The sequence below is a fragment of the Facklamia sp. P12945 genome (genome assembly GCF_050409485.1).
In the GTDB taxonomy this organism is placed as follows: Bacteria; Bacillota; Bacilli; order Lactobacillales; family Aerococcaceae; genus Facklamia.
Genome location: NZ_JBNUPJ010000025.1, coordinates 1 through 19,023, shown reverse-complemented (window position 1 = coordinate 19,023; position 19,023 = coordinate 1). Strand labels below are relative to the sequence as shown.

The 19,023-nt window shown below is 36.4% G+C and carries 19 protein-coding genes and 1 other annotated feature; of the genes, 10 read left to right on the top strand and 9 right to left on the bottom strand.

Going from position 1 to position 19,023, the window contains the following annotated elements:
• The coding region (locus ACQV2X_RS07835) for an Ig-like domain-containing protein (protein ID WP_428894398.1) at positions 1 to 2,793 on the bottom strand (2,793 nt) is incomplete at its 3' end.
• A 302-nt stretch (positions 2,794 to 3,095) separates the two neighbouring features.
• On the opposite strand from ACQV2X_RS07835, the gene ACQV2X_RS07830 reads away from it, so the two are divergent.
• Positions 3,096 to 3,374 (top strand): hypothetical protein, encoded by a 279-nt coding sequence (locus ACQV2X_RS07830; protein WP_428875005.1) that lies wholly within the window; start codon positions 3,096 to 3,098, stop codon positions 3,372 to 3,374.
• Between the two features lie 49 nt (positions 3,375 to 3,423).
• On the opposite strand, the gene ACQV2X_RS07825 is transcribed toward ACQV2X_RS07830, so the two are convergent.
• Complete coding sequence (locus ACQV2X_RS07825; protein ID WP_428874401.1) at positions 3,424 to 4,923, bottom strand: C69 family dipeptidase; 1,500 nt, start codon at positions 4,921 to 4,923, stop codon at positions 3,424 to 3,426.
• A gap of 146 nt (positions 4,924 to 5,069) precedes the next feature.
• Complete coding sequence (locus ACQV2X_RS07820) at positions 5,070 to 6,281, bottom strand: dicarboxylate/amino acid:cation symporter (protein WP_428874403.1); 1,212 nt, start codon at positions 6,279 to 6,281, stop codon at positions 5,070 to 5,072.
• A 286-nt stretch (positions 6,282 to 6,567) separates the two neighbouring features.
• Here ACQV2X_RS07820 and ACQV2X_RS07815 point away from each other — a divergent pair, with 286 nt between their 5' ends.
• From ACQV2X_RS07815 to ACQV2X_RS07805, 3 genes are read left to right on the top strand one after another with little or no spacing between them, the layout of a single operon-like run.
• Positions 6,568 to 7,992, top strand: coding sequence for a Y-family DNA polymerase (locus tag ACQV2X_RS07815; RefSeq protein WP_428876046.1), 1,425 nt, complete (start codon positions 6,568 to 6,570; stop codon positions 7,990 to 7,992).
• Entirely contained in the window at positions 7,989 to 8,360 is a 372-nt protein-coding gene (locus ACQV2X_RS07810) for a hypothetical protein (protein WP_428874405.1), read from the top strand. The genes ACQV2X_RS07815 and ACQV2X_RS07810 overlap by 4 nt, the downstream gene beginning before the upstream one ends.
• Positions 8,360 to 8,647, top strand: a complete 288-nt coding sequence (locus ACQV2X_RS07805; protein WP_428874407.1) for a DUF5960 family protein — start codon at positions 8,360 to 8,362, stop codon at positions 8,645 to 8,647. The genes ACQV2X_RS07810 and ACQV2X_RS07805 overlap by 1 nt, the downstream gene beginning before the upstream one ends.
• A gap of 509 nt (positions 8,648 to 9,156) precedes the next feature.
• On the opposite strand, the gene ACQV2X_RS07800 is transcribed toward ACQV2X_RS07805, so the two are convergent.
• Positions 9,157 to 10,056, bottom strand: coding sequence for a YitT family protein (locus ACQV2X_RS07800; protein ID WP_428894397.1), 900 nt, complete (start codon positions 10,054 to 10,056; stop codon positions 9,157 to 9,159).
• A 377-nt stretch (positions 10,057 to 10,433) separates the two neighbouring features.
• Here ACQV2X_RS07800 and ACQV2X_RS07795 point away from each other — a divergent pair, with 377 nt between their 5' ends.
• Positions 10,434 to 10,949 (top strand): hypothetical protein, encoded by a 516-nt coding sequence (locus ACQV2X_RS07795; RefSeq protein WP_428876042.1) that lies wholly within the window; start codon positions 10,434 to 10,436, stop codon positions 10,947 to 10,949.
• 888 nt (positions 10,950 to 11,837) lie between these two features.
• On the opposite strand, the gene ACQV2X_RS07790 is transcribed toward ACQV2X_RS07795, so the two are convergent.
• On the bottom strand, positions 11,838 to 12,488 hold the full coding sequence (locus tag ACQV2X_RS07790; protein WP_428874413.1) for a P-II family nitrogen regulator: 651 nt from the start codon (positions 12,486 to 12,488) through the stop codon (positions 11,838 to 11,840).
• Positions 12,489 to 12,498: 10 nt separating this feature from the next.
• A complete protein-coding gene (locus ACQV2X_RS07785; protein WP_428874995.1) occupies positions 12,499 to 13,968 on the bottom strand; it encodes a DUF1538 domain-containing protein in 1,470 nt (489 codons plus the stop codon).
• Positions 13,969 to 14,192: 224 nt separating this feature from the next.
• On the opposite strand from ACQV2X_RS07785, the gene ACQV2X_RS07780 reads away from it, so the two are divergent.
• The 5 genes from ACQV2X_RS07780 (at position 14,193) to ACQV2X_RS07760 (ending at position 17,715) form a co-directional block, all read left to right on the top strand.
• Positions 14,193 to 14,573 (top strand): GntR family transcriptional regulator, encoded by a 381-nt coding sequence (locus tag ACQV2X_RS07780; protein WP_428874417.1) that lies wholly within the window; start codon positions 14,193 to 14,195, stop codon positions 14,571 to 14,573.
• Complete coding sequence (locus ACQV2X_RS07775) at positions 14,566 to 15,246, top strand: ABC transporter ATP-binding protein (protein WP_428874418.1); 681 nt, start codon at positions 14,566 to 14,568, stop codon at positions 15,244 to 15,246. Before ACQV2X_RS07780 ends, ACQV2X_RS07775 begins: the two co-directional genes overlap by 8 nt.
• Positions 15,247 to 16,002 (top strand): hypothetical protein, encoded by a 756-nt coding sequence (locus ACQV2X_RS07770; protein ID WP_428894396.1) that lies wholly within the window; start codon positions 15,247 to 15,249, stop codon positions 16,000 to 16,002.
• 13 nt (positions 16,003 to 16,015) lie between these two features.
• Positions 16,016 to 17,221, top strand: coding sequence for a hypothetical protein (locus ACQV2X_RS07765; RefSeq protein WP_428894395.1), 1,206 nt, complete (start codon positions 16,016 to 16,018; stop codon positions 17,219 to 17,221).
• 338 nt (positions 17,222 to 17,559) lie between these two features.
• A complete protein-coding gene (locus ACQV2X_RS07760; protein ID WP_428874421.1) occupies positions 17,560 to 17,715 on the top strand; it encodes a hypothetical protein in 156 nt (51 codons plus the stop codon).
• A 106-nt stretch (positions 17,716 to 17,821) separates the two neighbouring features.
• On the opposite strand, the gene rpmA is transcribed toward ACQV2X_RS07760, so the two are convergent.
• Genes rpmA through rplU form a run of 3 tightly spaced genes read right to left on the bottom strand, consistent with a single transcriptional unit; the run spans position 17,822 to position 18,783 of the window.
• Positions 17,822 to 18,112, bottom strand: a complete 291-nt coding sequence (gene rpmA / locus ACQV2X_RS07755; protein ID WP_090290150.1) for a 50S ribosomal protein L27 — start codon at positions 18,110 to 18,112, stop codon at positions 17,822 to 17,824.
• 12 nt (positions 18,113 to 18,124) lie between these two features.
• On the bottom strand, positions 18,125 to 18,469 hold the full coding sequence (locus ACQV2X_RS07750; protein ID WP_428874422.1) for a ribosomal-processing cysteine protease Prp: 345 nt from the start codon (positions 18,467 to 18,469) through the stop codon (positions 18,125 to 18,127).
• A gap of 2 nt (positions 18,470 to 18,471) precedes the next feature.
• Positions 18,472 to 18,783, bottom strand: coding sequence for a 50S ribosomal protein L21 (gene rplU, locus ACQV2X_RS07745; protein WP_258436143.1), 312 nt, complete (start codon positions 18,781 to 18,783; stop codon positions 18,472 to 18,474).
• Between the two features lie 36 nt (positions 18,784 to 18,819).
• Positions 18,820 to 18,890 (bottom strand) — a sequence feature (ribosomal protein L21 leader region).
• Between the last annotated feature and the right edge of the window lie 133 nt (positions 18,891 to 19,023).

The window sequence follows — 19,023 nt, the reverse complement described above, 5'->3', positions numbered from 1 at the left end:
GGTATGAGTACCATCGCCATTATCTACGACTTCTGCAGTTGGTGATTTTCCATCTTGACCATTTTGACCATTTTGTCCATCAGATCCATCTGGTATAAAGATAGTTTTATCAGATTCATAGACATCAGTGTTTGGATTGTAAATTTTAATGGTAACATAATTACCATTCCGCCCATCTTCTTCACCCGGAGTAATTTCCACAATTGGTTGGGATGGTAAAAGTGGTTTTTCAGGATCAGCAGGTTTTTCAGGCCCTGGTATCACGATAGTCGTTCCATCATTATAATGAATCTCTACCCCACCGTCTTCTTTTTTAATCGTTTCAGTAATCGTTACGAAATTATATTGGAAAATGTCTGGTCTGGCTTCTTGGATCGTCTCACGTGAAACTTCTTGCCAATATTTTCCATTTATTTCTACAAAGTTTTCATAAAAACTTCCATCTGAGTGTGTTGGTATTTCCTCTGGGTTAACATGCTTATATAAAACACGATATCTACCAGATCGACCCTCTTGAACCTTTTTGATAGTTCCAGGAGCTAAGTCTTTATTATATTGGAACTCAGAACCAAAACCTTCATCTTCAACTGTCATCTCATAAAGTTCATCTTTGACACTCGGATTAGGATCGGGTTCAGGCGTTGGAGTTTCGTCTTTTTGATACACATAGGTTATTTCAATTGTCTTCTCTGGTTTATAACTTCCTGTAGCAGGGCTACCATCCTCATTATATTTTGGATTGTTAATTAAATTTTTTATCTCAACAAGTTGATAGCCCTCTTTATCTTGTTTTTGCGTTCGATAAAACTCGTTCCATTTACCAGTTTGAGCCGACTTATCATCTTTTAAATCAATCACAATCGAACCGTCTGATTTTTTTGTTTGATAAATATGATGTTCTATGAATGATCCGGTTTCTTCTGTACTTTCACCTGTAGAGGATACACTTGTTTTGCCTATAAATGAACCACCCTCAGCAATATGGGGAGCGCTTGGATCACCTTTGTCATAAAGATAAGTATCTACTCTTGGTTTTTCAAGTACATCAGAAGCACCTGGCGCATCCTCTACAAAGGTCATAGTGACTATGTAACGTTCATTTGCTACCGCTGATCCTAAATAGATACGGCTTTTACCGTGGTAATCCGAAACGTTACCCTTTACTTTAGTTACATTATAATTCTTACTATCTCCATCAAGATCAGGGATTAGGCTATCGCGCATAATTTGAGAAGGATAGGCTGAATTATTTGATTTCTTAGGTTTCACTTTGTGAACTTCCACCGAATCAGGGTCAATATGGAATTTATCAGATTTAAATCGGATGTCCGAATACCCTCCAATTGGGTTCCCATCATTATTTACATAAACCGTATATTTAAATAACTTCCGACCCTCTGAATCTTTCCCTAATTCACTAATTGCTTGAACTACTTTTCTAGTCTTATTATTTCCATAATCCACAATTATATCTTGACTCTTGGTTTGATTTCCAATAGTTACTGTAACAGGATACGATTTCTTATCAACTACAGCTGTATCTCGATTGGCCACCAGTTGATCATTAAATGATCCTTTTATATCCTTGTTATGATCCACATATTGAGTGAATATGTAACGAGTGGTATTGGATTCCGGATCATAAAATGCTTGTGCAATTAAATTGCCTTGACTATCTAGCAAATGAACACTATTTCGAGGTACATCTATGCCTCCAGGCAATACATAATCGCCGTAGTTAACATCAAAAAAATCGCCTGCTTTAATAGCATTGTCTAATTGGTACTTACCAGTAAACGCAATTTTCCCCTGTGAAGTCGGTTGCAATTCATTCGGGTTATTCCCACCAAGTATTTTAAATTGCAAATCACTAAATTGGATTAAATCCTTTACATCTCTTCCTGTGGCATTTTGGATAGCAAACATTTGAAAGCCAGAGTGTTTTTCAGCATAATCAATCCCAGCTTGAGTAATTTTCTCCATCAAAACTTCTGCGGACGCATTTTGAAGGGTCTCTTTATCAACGCCTGAAAGGATTCCTTCAATTTCTTCAGCACTGTATATCTCTGCTAATTGTTGACGGATCACCGCCTCGCGATCAATTTCACCATCAATTAATTGATGAAGTTCACTTAACTGGTCATCTGATTCTCCCAAACTTTTTTCTTCTGAATTAACAATGGAGTCTGACTCATTGACTACACTTTCTTCAATCACAGCGGCTTCTTCATCAATGATTAGCTCTTCCTCTGAAACTATTTCTTCTTCAGTAGATATAGATTCTTCAGTAGAACTCTCAGTTGTCTCTTCAACTAAGCTGCCGACTGTTTCTGGAATAGAAGTTGAGACGCTCTCGTACTCTACTGTTTTCTCATCAGCTGATGATTCCACACTCATTTCGGTACTGTTAGTCTCTTCTAACACTTCTTCACTATGAATCTCGTTAGAATCAACTGATTCTACAGTTTCTACAATTGCTGTTGATAAACTCTGATCAACAGCCGATATTTCTGCATCATCAATTTTAATGACTGCAGGGGTTTCAACTTGTTTTTTTACCTCAACCGGCTTACTTAAAGGTTGAATACCTTGCTCCTTATCATCATTTCCTAATTCTTCAATTTGGGAAGTTTCCGTAGTGTTTTCTGCTGCTAAAGCACTATTCGAACCCAAAAAGAACATACTTGAAATAGCAACGGATGCTAAGCCTGCACTATATTTTCTTAAACTATAGATTTTTTTCTTTCTAGCATTTTTCTTTTGTAACTCTGTAACATTATTCTTTCCTAACATATTATCACTCCTTAAATTTTAAAAATACCATACTTATACAATTAAAAAACGGCCACATCCATAATGTTGTGGTAATTACACACAATATTATGAATGTGACTAAATAGACCTCCTGTACACTTTACAATCATTAGTGAAGCAATTTAAAGCAAGATTGAATAAAAAACAATGTCTCTAAAACATTGAACAACACCGAACTTTTTTAACTTAAGAGAAGAAAAAAATCGTTGGATACTTTCCCAAAGTCTTATGTTGCGATTGGATAAATGATAAAGACGCGCCTCTCAAACAAGTAAAATTACATTACTTTAAGCGCCCTAACTAGTCCAATCTATCAACCACTTCCAGTCGATAAATCTTTTATGAATGTGCGAACGACTGACTTCGTTAAAAGACTCTTTCGTCCTAATTCTCAAACTGCTGAATTAACAAGAACGATGATTGAATCTGCTTATCAAACCAATGTGATTGCCGATCACTCAAAAACTAATAATCAGACCCTATTCACTCATACAGCCACCCTCTTCTTTTGCTGGCTTCTTAGGCAGACTTTATCAAACCAAAAGACCCCCAACCGTTAGACAAAAAGCTAACAGTTGGGGGTCGGTTCCTATTTGCTAGACATAAAACTTATTGATCAGATCGAGCATAGGCATTCTTCATGCCATTGGAAGCAATATCTAATACCTTTTTAAGCGTCTGATGTGTTTCTTCTTGTAACATGGCGACCAGTTTATGATTGGCTTGCTCACATATTTGCTGACTTTGAGAGCTAGGGCTTGTTGCAAGTTTTTGATCATAGGCTTTAATGATTGCTAAAGCTTGATGGTCCACCTTGGACTGATAAGACTCTATCACTGTTTGCGTTTGATAATAATGTGCGTCCGCTAAAGCAGCAATCATTCTAGCAGACCAATACAGACTGTCCGTTGTGATTTGATCATCTGTCTGAGTGAGATAAGCCGGAAATTCACTCGCTTGAGGATATAGAGGAATCATGGCATTAAAGACATTTGATCCAAAGGCCATCCATTGAAGACTGCGATTGTTTTCCGGCATATAAGGCCGAATTTGAGTTAGGCCTAAAAAATTATTGCGATTGATTCCAATTGTCCGGTAAGCGCCTCGCATTTCGCTTGAGCCCTTAGTAAGATATGGATCATACGGGGTTCCTTGGTAATGATTGGAAAGGATCTCTTTTATTTCTTGGACAGTAATTTTATGTTCAGGCACAAAGGACCATGGGATATCAAAGGATTGTGGTGTGTAATCTGCCTCTGAGCCTTCCCACTTATAAGTTGTTGGATTGAAAAAGCGTCCCATTACCCAAGCTCGTGGCGTATTATATACTAAATCTGCAGCAGTTCTTGAGCCAAAGGCCAAACGTGGCTGAAATGGACCATCTTTTGATAAATCTAAGTGATTCTCTTGAATAAACTCTTTTAAATCAGCTGAACACATATGCTCTTTTTGTTGACCGAATGCATCTTCTAAATCAAAGGAATCTATTCCAAATTGATTAGGCATCACTACATAGGAATCATCTGGTACCCGTTTAGCTAACCAATGATGACCCCCTATTGTTTCCAACCACCAAATTTCATCGACATCTTGAAAAGCAATCCCATTCATCTCGGAAGTGCCGTATTCTTCTAACAAACTTGCCAACCGCTTTACCCCTTCACGAGCAGACCGTATAAAAGGTAAGACGAGCGATACCATATCTTCTTCTGAGATACCTCCAGGAATTTCTGCTTGATAATTATCGCTCCCCTGCTCACCCCTAGCTTCTTGGTAGGTTACCAATGGATCAGCAGCTAACACTCGCGCATTGGAAGTGATCGTTTCGGTCGCAGTCATGGCAACATTTGCGGCATTGACCCCACACGCTCCCCAAACTCCCTGGTCTCCTACAGCATCAGGGGTCATACTATAAGCTAATGGGTCACTTGGCAACTCAATTTCTAAGTGAGCTAACACCGACCGATAGTGAGACGGATGTCCTTGACTATCGACTTTGACCATTTTTTTAACATTAAATTGTCCCGAAACAGAGTCTTCGTTTCGTGCGACAAGCGTTGACCCATCATAAGAGGCTTTTTTACCTACTAAAATTGTTGTACATCCCATATTAATCCCTCACTTTCATACTCCTATCTTATGCTTCTTACTTCTAAAAATAAAGTCTGAATAATGTATTTATTCTTAAGTATTAAAAAACTCCTCATTAGTTAGGTCGCTGGCTAACTAATGAAGAGCTTATTACAGTGCTATTTTTAGCTTTTAATCTTATCGGAATATATTTTATCAATAAAAACTGCTATGGCATTATCTCCTGAAACATTCGCTGCAGTACCAAAAGAGTCTTGAGTTAAATACAGCGAAATCATTAATTGTTGCATAGCATCTCCAACAATTCCTACCATTGGTAAGAATGGTACAGCTGACATAATAGCTCCTCCAGGTGCTCCTGGAGCTGCTACCATCGCAATACCTAACATGCAGATAAAGCCAAAAATTATACTAAAGCTGTGCGGAAGATCATACATTAATAATAAGGCTGTCGCACAGGAAGTAATAGTAATCATCGAACCTGCTAAATGAATAGTTGCACATAGAGGGACAACGAAATTACGAATTTCTTCAGATACACCATTATTTTCTGCACAATCTAAGTTCACCGGAATAGTTGCAGCAGATGACTGGGTCCCAACTGCCGTCATATAACCTGGAATTTGATTTTTAATGAGTCGTAATGGGTTTTTTCCAGCATAGCTTCCTGCACCAATGAATAATAAACTAACATAAAGTAAATGCATAATAATGACAATAACGAATACTTTCCAGAAGATAGATAGTACTGCAAATACCGATCCAGAATAAGACATATTTGCAAAATTTCCTAGAATATAAATTGGCAACAAGGGAATAATTACCGTTTCTAATACTTTAACTACCACTTCTTCAAACTCAACAGTCAATTGGTAAAGTACCTGTCCAGAATTTCGATTAGCCCGTAACCACGAAATAACAAGCCCCATCATAAAAGCCAGCACAACCGCTGTTGTAACTTCTAAAATAGGCGTTATCGGAACCGTAAAGAATGGAGTAGCTCCTTCTCCTGCTTCAGTAATCTTATTGACTAAATCACTGGTAATAAAACTAGGGAAAATACTTGTTGCCACAAAGTAAGCAAAAGTCCCCCCTATAAGGGTTGATCCATAAGCTGTTAAAGCTGTCATACCTAGTAATTTGCCTGCTCCTTCTGTAAGATCTGCAATTCCTTTAGTTACTAAACCAATAATCATTAAAGGAATAAAGAAACCTAAAAAGGCTGAAAACAGGCTAGATAAAGTAACTAAAATTCTAATAAACCATTCAGGAACAAATGGCAAACGCCCAATCAAAATACCCATTGCAATAGCTATCAGCAACCGACCGACTAAACCCGTTTTGATTTTAATTCTGTCATTTTTATTCTCTGACATTTTTTCCCCTCCATTTGGAATTTTTTTAGCAAACTCGAGTTATTACTATGCTTATATTATACACGAAAAAAAGTTATATGAAAGCGTTTTTTAAATTATCTTATTTTTTAACTGCATTTTGCTGAATAGTAATAATTGTAGCTCTTTTAAAGAAATTTTATTTTAAAAACAGTAATAAAATACTCTTTTTAAAATGTTTCCTATCTCATAAAATTCTTTAAATTATTTTCGCTATTGACACGAACATCCGTTCGTATTAAACTGTTGCTTACAGGAGGAATTTGTAATGACTATTATTGATTATAGCCGTGAACCTAAATCTGATATTGCTTTTATCGATATGAAATCCTTCTATGCGAGCGTAGAGTGTGTTGAGCGTGGCTTGCATCCTCTAAGAACAAGCCTTTGTGTCATGAGTCAAACAGACACTTCTCAAGGGCTGATTTTGGCTTCTTCTCCCATTTTTAAGCAAGTTTTTGGGCGTAGCAATGTGGGACGAACTTATGATTTACCCTTCTCTCTTCATAATCGACGATTCAACTATCGCAACGCTCGACGTAATGGCTTACGAACGGATCCTGCCTATGTTCGTTATATTGAATCTTGGGCCAAACGTTCATTATTTGTGCCACCCAGGATGGACCTTTATATTAAAAAGAATATCGACCTTTTAAAGCTGTTAACCCAGTATGCTTCTGAAGAAGATATTCTCCCCTATTCGATTGATGAAAGCTTTATTGATTTAACGCATGTTTTGAACTACTTTATTCCTGATCGTCAGGTGTCACGTCGAGACAAATTAGAAATGTTAGCTAGTAAAATTCAACTGGATATCTGGCGTAAAACAGGAATCGCTTCAACCATTGGTCTTTCTAATGCCAATCCTTTATTGGCTAAGCTCGCTTTAGATAACGAGGCTAAAAAGAAGCCGACCATGCGAGCAAATTGGTCCTATGAAGATGTTGCAAGCAAAGTATGGGCCATTCCAAATTTAACTGATTTTTGGGGGATTGGTAAGCGCACAGCCAAACGACTCAATCAGTTAGGGATTCATTCCATTTATGATCTAGCCCATGCTAATCCTGAACAATTAAAAAAGGAGTTCGGTGTAATTGGCTTGCAATTATTCTTTCATGCCAATGGGGTCGACGAAAGTAAAGTTAGTGAGCCTTATCGTCCGAAGTCTAGAGCTATCGGTAATTCGCAAATTTTACCCCATGATTATACTCAGCAAGCAGATATTGAATTGCTTTTGAGTGAAATGGCAGAACAAGTGGCCATTCGTTTAAGACGGGCTGGCAAAAAAGCACAGCTGGTCTCTGTCTCTGTCGGTTATTCCAAAGCAGTTGACCTATCTCCCCTTCGCGCTCAAACCAAAATCGATCCTAGCCAGCAAACAAAAGTCTTAACAGCCACTGTGATTGAGCTCTTTCGCTCTAAATATAAAAACGGACCCGTTCGCCATATTGGTGTTCGTTATTCGGGCTTGGTAGAAGAAAACATCCATTACTTTTCGCTTTTTGAAGAGCCAAGACAAATATCAAAAGAAGAGCGCCTCGATAAAACAGTAGATGCTATTCGAAAACGTTTTGGCTACGTCTCTGTTTTAAAAGCTAGCGCCTTACTAGAAAGTTCTCGTTCCATTGCTCGAAGCAAGTTGATAGGTGGTCATGCAGCAGGCGGAGCAGGCGGATTGGATGGTTTAGAATGAGTGTAGATCGGTCTTACTTATCATCTAAAGCTGCACGTCAATATCAAGATCGCAAAATGGCTAAATGGATGGGCTTTTTCTTATCAGAACATAGCTCTGCTCTGTCACACAGCTTTACTGACTCAAGCCCGGCCAGACTGTCTCCTAAGGAGAAATTTCTTTTACTCAGCCAAGCCTATGTTCAAAAACTCTCCATTAGCCTTATTTATCAAGGCAATCATCCAAATAAGGCCCACCAATCATTTACCGGCACTCTTAAAGAGCTAAATCTAGACCATTGTGCGATTGAAGACCCCCTTTCTAGAAACTATCTCCTTTTAGCTTTTGAACAAATTATCGATATTACACTTGCTGAGGAGGTGGAATAATGAAAACCAATGACTACCACCATAATCAAACACAATTTGATTATTTCAGTGAAAATTATCAACGATTTCAAGAGGATTTCTATCGTTATTCTAAGCTGAAAGTTCCTCTTGCTTTTCTAGAGGATGAGTTATTACGAATGATGTCGGCATCAACCATTAATTATTTTCGTATCCCTCAAAAACACAGTCTCGACCAACGTACTCACACTTTTGTTTTCAAGGTGCGTACCGATAAGCGCAACCATTTAATTCGCATTTACCAATATCAGTATCATTATGTTGATTAAAGTTCTACCCTCAATCCCAGCCTATCAAGCTAGGATTTTAGTGCTATCCATCTTTCTATTCAAAAAGCCCACTCATTTGAGTGAGCTTTTTTCTAAGCTTGATTAGCAAACTGACTTTAATAGCCGTCTGCATAACACCCATTAGCTACTTAAAGCAAATCATGTTTCTTTTTTCACTAATATTACCACTCTTCATCAACAAGATAATATCGGCATTACAAATAGTCGATAAGCGGTAGAGCATTACGAAGGAGGTCCCCCTCCCTTACCTTATCCATACCTTCTTCATTTAATCTTTCTAAAAAAACTATCGACTGAAGAACGTACTTCATCCAATGCTAAGATGGCTGGATTAAAGAGCACAGCTCGATCAATGGTATCCATTGCTTTTGAAGCAGGGAAATATTATTAGCTTCTTCATTTATTTCCTTATGTAGCAAGATAAAAACTCGATTAAAAAGGGGCTTCACCTTTCAATCGAGTTCGTTAGATCAGTTAATTACTAATGGTTAATGGTATCTATTTTTGTGTGGACTTTCATAGGAAAAGAAGGTGAACCCTTCGCCAATTACTTGTTGAACGTCTGAAATAGTGACGAAGGCTTTGGGATCAATTTGAGTCACTAATCTTTGTAATTGAACAACCTGATTACGATTCACTATTGCCAGTAAGACTTCCCTTTCTTGCTTAGAATAGTAACCATATGCCCTAAATACAGTGATACCTCGCACCATCTCTTTAATTACTATATCCGCAATTTCTTCTTTCTTAGAGGAGAATATCATCACGGACTTTCGACGGTTGACCCCATCTGTCACGAAGTTTACGGTCTGACTCGCAATAAACATCATCATGATTGTCACAATCGTCATATCTACACCAATGATGAAACTTGAAGCTAAAATGACTAGCATATCACACATTAACAAACCAGCAGAGAAACTGATTCCTAGATACTGCTGCATAATCATAGCAACAATATCCGTTCCGGCAGTAGTCCCATTGCCTCTAAGAACTAAACCAATACCTGCTCCTAAAAGAACTCCACCTGCTACAGCAGGGATAATAATATTAGTTGCAATATAAGGAGCTGGTTGGATAACATTTAAACAAAAACTTAAACAAGTTGAAGCATAAATTGTATAAAGCAAGGTTCGCCTACTTAGGTATTTCCATCCAACCACTAATAAAATGGCATTAACGATGAAGTTGCTTGTACCGGTTGGTATTTTAAGTAAATAATAGGCCAACATAGAAACACCCGTTACACCACCATTACCAAAATGATTTGGGATTAAGAAATAGTTTACTCCAAAAGCATAAACAATACAGCCAAGCGTCATTATCAAAACAGAATAAAGAATCCCTTTCGGAGTTAAATCAAAATAGTCCATTACTTTTTTTACCATTGCCACCACTCCTTTACTATCAAGGATATTATACCCTTTTTTGACAAGAATGTAATCACTTTCAAGTAGGTTTTTAAAATCTTAGTAAATTATAATCAATCATTAATTTATTTTATTGTTTCGATAGTTATTGACAGCGCTGAGTTACCATTCCTAATAATTTGCAAAAGTAATGATGGTATATTTTTTCTCTTGTTAAGACTTTTATTTAAGTTAAAAATAATAAATTTTTATAAAACAAATTTAATTATTTATAATTTTTAAAAAAAGGATGTTATATCTGATTTTTTTGTATATACTATTAACAATAAATTTTTGAAAGATGGTTGGTGTTGATGTGTGCAAAGAATAAGTTGAGTGTGATAGCAGTAAGTTTAATGATAATGGTAAGTTCTCTCTTTAATTTTGATGTTAATGCCCATGCAAGTACTTCAATAAAGGAAACAGCTAATGTTAATGATAATGTTGTAATGGATTTTTATAAAGAAAATTCAGAGTATTTTGACACTTCGGAAAATGGTGATGAGACAGTTGTAACTATCACAGATGATAAACTTATAAAGTATTTTAATGATCTAGGAATAGATACTTCTAAATTTTCAAATGATAGTACTAGCATGTTAAGAAGACAAAGTAACGGGGTAACAAAGTTGGTATGGCATGGAAAAGCATCAAAAGGTAATGAGGATGTATATATAAGTGCGTCAACGTTTAGTATTCTAGGTGGAGCTGGTACGGGAGTTGCAACAAGATTTATACTTATGTTGTTACCACCACAATTTAAACTTGCAGCAGCGGCTATAGATGGAGCTATTGGTGCTATCGGTTTTTCTGACTATGCAAGAGTATTTGTTGTAAGAGGATTTCGTTATCAATACAATTATTTACAATAATCGTAACTTAAAAGGATCATTAGGTGAATTTTATGAAGAAACTAAGCAAAATAATAAATGAGTTACTTTTTGTAGGAGTATATATTTTGGTAAGCGTATTAATAACATTTTTCCAAGGGAAATTAACGATTTCATATTTTTTTGATAACTTATTGTATAGAATAATAGGATTTGTGTTTGTGTATTCATTATTTTATTTTGTAGATAAAAAACATAGGAAGGAAAATAATTATGAAAAAAAATAATTATATAAAATCAATATTAATTCTAACTATATTTTTAGGTCTATCAACTATATCTGTTTCTGCTGAGGAAAACGATCTAACAAAAGAGGATTATATAACTACATAATCTGTTTCTGTTGAAGATAATGATCTAACAAAAGAGGATTATATTACTACACAATCTGTTTCTACTGAAGATACAGATGTAACAAAAGAGGATTATATATTCAGGTCGAAAGTTTGGCCTCCGCGTACTCTTTTTGTAGAAGTATGGAAAGTGGTACCAACTGACCCGGGTCCGGTCCCTAGATCCTATAAACAATGGTATGTAGAGTATAGGAACGGCATAAAATATGAAGGATATATATCATGGACAGGTGCTAAAAAAATATATACTGTCGCTCCTGTTAAATTACAATTTTTATTTAGAGGTATCATAAGATTAGCAAAAATTTAGCAATACTAAAAAGCAAGATAAATTATTAATTTAATTCATCTTGCTTTTTTAATATTTATTTTTTCAAAAAATTACTTTTCGAATTGATACTATATTAAATAGCTTTATTTTCGGTGTTACGACAAACTTCTTTTGTCATTTTTCCCTTTTAATAAATGTATCATAAGCTAATCATTCGTCTTAATCCACTTTTTTAGTTTTACATAATTAGTTTATTTGTTGGAAAAGCCCGCTTACATCGTTGACATCGATAGTAAAAAGGATTCCCTTACCCGGTTGGTCAATATCCATGGCTTTAGAAACTTTTTCAATGATTTCAGGCACTTTTTGTGTCTCAACAATCATTAAGACAAGCTCTTTTTCCGGTTCAATTTGAACATTAAAAATCTTAGGAGCTTTCTTCGAACCTAGTCCTCGACCATGGAGGATAGTTGCTCCACCTGCTCCTTCTTCACGAGCAGTTTCCACTACTTCATCCCCTGAATCACGATCAACAATTGTAGCTACTAATTGATACTTACTCATTTCTTGACCTCCCTCATTAAATTCATGCATTAACTGGTGACTGCCATAGACACTACTTGTATTAATTGAAAAGAGAATGCCCTTTCCTTTTTTAGGTAATTCACACTTTTCGGTTAAGACTTGATGAATTCTTTCTTCATTTGAATGATCAACCAACATCAATAAGGCTTCACGCTTGGAATCATTCAAACCTAATAAATCTAAGAAAGGATTGGCAACTGTTCCTTCTGCTTGAAAGATCGTTCCACCGGTGGCTCCTGCCAGGCGTGCCTGCTCAAGGTAATAGGAGGCTGTACCCTTCTTAACAATTGCAAAAAATAAGACTGTCTGCATAAATACCCTCCTATGCTATTTTTTCTTGTTTTAATTTCCACTTATAGATGATTCCGAGTAATAATATCATGACGATTGGCGCCATTGCAACCGTTGCGATGACACCAAAGCCATCCGTTACCACATCTGCCGTTGGAATCCGATCCGCTGCCCCTTGTGCAAAGGACAGGATGAAAGTTGCCGTCATTGGTCCGGAAGCTACGCCTCCCGCATCAAAAGCAATCCCTCCAAATAAATCATCTACAAAAAAGGATAAACAGATGGCTAAAAGAAAGCCAGGTAATAAATAATACCAGATTTGAATACTAGGCACTAGGATACGAACCAGTGACCCACTGACAGCTAGGCCTACTCCAATAGATAGAAAGACAAGTAAAAGTTTATTCTTAATAAAACCACCCGTTACCGCTTCAACTTGGTCTCCCAATACGTGAACGGCTGGCTCAGCCAAAACAATCACCAAGCCCATAATCAAACCAATTACGGGTAACCATGCCTGATAGTCACGCGCTAACATATTACCTAGAAAACGCCCCATATCCATAAAGCCTTGATTGACACCTATTAGAAAGAGAACCAGTCCAATCAAAGTGTAAGTAACCCCTTTGATAATCCGTTTGAGTTCACGCTTTTTGAGCTTAAATTGTTTCCAATTCATAATCGCAAACAAAATGGCTAAGGGAGCGAGGGCCATTAAAGACTCAAGCAAGGTGTGTCCAATAGCCAAAAAGAATGGGGCAATAATTCCCTCCGTATAACGATAAACTTCTGCTTGCCCTTGGAAACTTACTCCTGTAATAACTGATAATAAAATAACTGCTAAAATTGGCCCGACACTCATGGCACCTACTAAACCAAAAGAATCTTCCTCAGCCATGTGCCCCCCTTTACGAGATGAAACAGCCGCTGATAATGCTAAGATAAAAGGTGTGGTTAAGGCACCTGTCGTAGCACCTGACGCATCGAAAGCAATGGCTATAAAATCATTAGAAACCAATAAGGCCATTAAGGCGATCAACCCATAAGCAATTAAGAAAAAATACTTAATCGAAAAGGAAGACAAAATCCGCACGATACCAAAAGCAATTAAGAAGCCGACACCAAGTGAGACCATTGCAACAATCACCGTTGAAGTAAGAGCTCCTCCCATCGCATCAGCCACCTGTTGGCCTAAAATAAGTAAATCAGGTTCTGCGACCGTGACCGAAAAACCAATTACAAAGGCTAGCCCTGTAATGGCCCAAATATTGGGAGCATCTGCTACACTTTTCCCCATCAAATCTCCTATAGGACTCATACCAACTTCCACACCAAATAAGAAGATCGTTAAACCTATAATTAAAAAGACAGCCCCTATTAAAAAACGAATCATCATATCTGCCGACACATTGACCATGGTCAATGAAATGATCACGACTATAAGTATAATAGGCAGTACAGAAGCTAACACTTCTTTTAATTTATCGACTAATAAATCCATAACATTCCTCCTTCATAAATATTATTTCTCCTTCATCATACCATAGCTTAGCTTGACTTTTGCTTAAATCTTTATCACCATTCATTCCGTTCATCTTTTACTTGCATTTTTACCTTCATACCTTGACTTAAAAGTGTATGGCTCGTATAATACACTTAAACAAGCTGTATTATGATTGTGGGACACATCTTGGAATATAATAAAGCTTTAATGGAGGTAAAATAATGAAACTTGCACCCAATCTACCCATCTATACCCAAATTATTACTTGGGTAAAAGATCAGATCATCACAGGCAAATATACGCCGGGTTATCAATTGCCCTCAAGAAGACAATTAGCAAAGGAATGGAAAGTCAATCCCAATACCGTTCAAAAGGCATTTAAAGAAATGGAGGACTTAGGTATGATTGTTACTCAAGCTCAAAGACCTAGCACCATAACAACTGATACGCAATTAATTTCTCAACTTAAATATGAATCCATTGATCAAGCCATCGAAAACCTAGTCGATGTTTTAATTCCCATGGATTTGCAATTAGAAGATATCATCCAACGCCTTACCCATAGCTATCAAATTAAAAAGGAGGCCATTAACCATGATTAAAATCGAAAACCTCAACAAGTCTTTCAGTAAGCATAAGGTCCTTAAAGACATCAATTTAGAAGTTAAACCAGGTGAAATCACTGGATTGATCGGCATTAATGGTACAGGAAAATCGACCCTCATTAACTGTATTGCCAGACTTTTGCCTTATCAAGGGGAAATTTATATTGATGAAATAAAATTGCGAGATGCTAAAGCTAGAATATGGCATGTTCCCGATTACCTCAACTTTCCCCCTTCGATGACGGTTAAAGCATGCAAAGAATTTATGTACAATCTCTATCCTGCTTGGAATCCTACTAGAGCACAAGATATCCAAGATTTTTTCCAATTAGAAGATAGTAAGCGCATTAAAGAGCTATCCAAGGGGAATCAAGCAAAACTTAATTTAATGTTAGGCTTATCTTTAGAGGCAGATTATCTTCTGTTAGATGAACCCTTTGCTGGCATCGATGTCTTTAGCCGGGAAGAAATTCTTGAACTCTTTGGTTCATTTATCCAAAAAGACTGTGGTGTCTTAGTAACCACTCATGAACTTTACGATGTCGAACACTTTATCGACCGAGCCGTTTTAATGAGTGAGGGCCAAATCAAACACTCTATCTATTTAGAAGATATGCGTGAAAATGAAGAACTATCCTTAGTTGAATGGTTAAGAAAGGAGTTAAATTAAATGAAAGAAATATTAAGTTTAACTTATTTTGAAATACAAAGACAGAAACTTTACTGGTTATCCATCGCTTTAATCTATCTAATCCTATCCTTAATTTCTATTAATAATAATATACAAAGCAATTTTCAACAAAATATGATTATTCAGCCAAGTATATTGCTGAATATCATAAATATCGCCTTTATTATCGGAGTTATTAGTACGGCCATTGCGACCCTTTTAGTCTGGTTAAAAGATTGGTTTAGCCAAGGTAAAATGATTTCTCGCTGGTTAGCTGGCCCTTTTAAACGATCCAGCCTCTACCATGCAAAATTTCTAAGCCTCGTCTTTTATTTTTTCCTGAATATTTTATTCGTTTATTTTACAGTATATGTTTTTCATTTTCTCTTACAAATGATCTTACAAGAGCGGTATTCAAATGATATGCCCCTCTATCTCGTTTTCAACTTTTCTTATTTCACCAATCTTTTCACCGAATCCATCTGGGTATCGCTTGTTAATATCTTAGCCTGGCTTGCCTTGATTCCAATCACCCTTCTATTTGTACTGCTTGAACGCGCCTATTCCTGGAAATGGTCTGTCCTCTACTTGCTCATCCTAGTAGCAGGAACATATCTTACTGGAAAACTCATAGCTTTTGGTATGCTACCTACTAATCTCGAGTTTCATGCGTTTTATCCACTCAGTTTTATCCTTGTAGGAAGTATCACTTACTGGATTGGCAGTCAATATGTCGCAAAAGATCTGCATATTTAAAGGAGGTAGAAAGATGAATTATTATAAACAAATGATTAAATACTTTGCAATCATTGGCATGGGTTTAATCTTATTAGTAGGAAGTCTCTATGGTCTTAACTCGCCGATTATTGGGAAATTAACCTCAATAAAAGGAGATGAAAAACTAACCAATCTACCTGAAGAGTATGTCCAACTAAGTAGTCAAAACAGTTTCTTCTCTCTGCCAGAAGAAATGTTCCAAAATAAAAGTGGAGATTTTCAGTTGAGTCGTTCAAATCTTAGATTCAAAAGCCTTGATTTTGAGGGAAATAAAGAATTAAAAGCATTAGCTAAAGAAGCCCCCAACTTTTTCAAAGGAATAGATTCACTAGAACAAATCTATCAAGGAGATAAGCACTATTTCTGGATTGAAAGTGATTTGTTTTCTAATGAAGAAAAACCCATCAAAGTTCACTTTTTAGACTTTACAAATAAAAAGGAGCTTATCAAAGATATTCCTACAATCAAAACTTCAATTAAGGACTCGGATAAAATCTATCTGCAAAATGTTCAAGTCCGACAAGTTGATGGTAAATATTATCTAATGTGTCTTTACAATATCGAATCGGGAAACAGCAATAGCGACAAATTTTCCTTTAAAAACAAAATTACAATTTACCAACTTGATGAAGTCAACAAAGAAAACCAATTTAAACTCATTAATGAAGAAGACTATACTGTATATAGTGATGAGGAAACTCTAGCTAAAGATGTTTGGTTCAATAGTCCATTCTTAAGTAGTAACCTCTCTCTTGATGCTCCCTTTATTCAAACTAGCTATAATCTTGAAAATGACGAGAATGGTCCCTTCTTTCTGTTTGATTTTAAAGACCAATCATGGCAAGAAACTAAAGTAACCATTCCAAGTTCAAATAGCTTCGAAATCCTGACTGCTGACTCTAACCATATTTATATCATCGAATATCAAAAAAATAAGCCTCACTTTGGCCGCTACTCAATAAAGGAAGATAATTATATCGGTGAGATTCCGATTGAACATTTTGAATCTTTGGAAGTTGGGCTAGGCATTCAAGTGATTGACTATAACAGTAAGGGGCCATCTCTTCTCTCCCTCAATGATTCTGGCAAGAAATATTATGGCTATTACGATTTAAACACCGGACAAAGCCAGTCACTCTTTAGAATCGATTTTCCTAAAGAGTATCAGAATTATTTAGATCTTTTAATTTGGAATTAAAGAATCATACGCACCCATATTGTACTTTAAAGGAGGCTGACTAATGTCACAGCCTCCTTTTATTTTAAAAAAGTTATGCCTTTAATTTTAAAAGAAAACCATTTCCTTTTTATTACTTAAAGTTACATTATAATTAGATATTTATTTATGCTTCTTAGCTATATTCCCCATCGAATAGTCACTTTAAATTACTGGAAATATTTTAGCCATCAACTATTTAAAGAGGAAGTGAAATGAAAGAGGCTTTTACGGCTGGTGAGCATGATGACCTCGGGTGACACAACTGCTTTGCGCAAGGGAAAAAGAAAGCAGAAAACTAGAGGAAGAAATTTCAAAATTTGAGAAAATACTTCAATCAAAAAAGAGCAATTAAACAGTCAACAGAAGATGAGTTAATAGCCGATAAAAGCAAAGAATCAGAAAGTATTATTTTAATTGATAAGACAGACTTTTATAATATAGCATTCAAAGAAATTGAAATAAACGACCAATGATGACTACGGCTTAACTGTCACTTCAACAAATCATTAGACAAACAAAAAAGCAGTCTTAGTTTAACTAGGACTGCTTTTAAGATGTTAGGCATTTTAAAAACTTCGATTAAGCTTCAACAGCTACTGGGTAAACTGAAACTTTCTTAGCTTTTTTACCCTTGCGTTCGAATTTAACGATTCCATCAATTTTTGCAAATAATGTATCATCGCCACCACGGCCAACATTTTCGCCTGGATGGATTTTTGTTCCACGTTGACGGTAGATAATTGATCCACCTGTTACTTCTTCACCGTCGCCAACTTTAGCGCCTAAACGCTTAGCAATGGAATCACGACCGTTCTGAGTAGAACCTCCACCTTTTTTAGTAGCGAATAGTTGTAAGTCTAATTTCAACATAGAGAGCACCTCCTATAGTATAGTTTGTTTAATCTGGATATATTCGGGATAAGCTTGTTCTGTCACTTCTAAAGCTAAAATTAAATGACGCATCAAAAGTTGCACATCATGTTTTAACTTCTTTTGTTCAATCGATGGTAGTACGAGCTTGAGATACCCACCTTCCATTTCATTAACAGTGGTTTCTACAGGCACTTGCAAGAGTTGGTAAAGAGAGTTTTCTACTGAAATAACTTGGCTAGATACTGCGGCACAGACAATATCTTGTCCATGTTCACCATAACCAGCATGTCCTGTCATTTCGATTTCTTTAACTTCTTGACCCTCTTTTGAAAGGCTGATTTGTACTTGAATCATGATTAAGCCTTAATCGCGTTAACAGTTAATTTAGTGTATGGTTGACGGTGTCCTTGCTTACGGTGAGAATCTTTACGACGTAAATATTTGAAAGTAACCACTTTCTTTTCGCGTCCTTGTTTCTCAACAGTCGCTTCTACACTTGCTCCAGCAACTAATGGTGAACCTACCTTTGTTTCACCTTCACCACCTACTAAAACGACTTCATCAAAAGTTACTTTATCGCCTTCAGCAACGTCTAGCTTCTCAACGAAGATTGTTTGTCCTTCTTCTACCTTAATTTGCTTGCCGCCTGTTTTTATAATTGCGTACATTCAAGCACCTCCTATTATTAGATTTTCGGTATAAATACCTACACTTAGACTCGCCAACTTGAGTGGCTGATGCACTTAAACTCAAGGATGAGCGGTTGCAGTTGTGGTGCTACACAAATACAACATTAGTAGGATAACAGAATTACTTTAGACTGTCAATAATTCTAAGGAAAGATATTTTTGGTATGTTAAACGTAAATGATAATGTCTCAAGAGAACACAAATCAAAATGTCCCACTA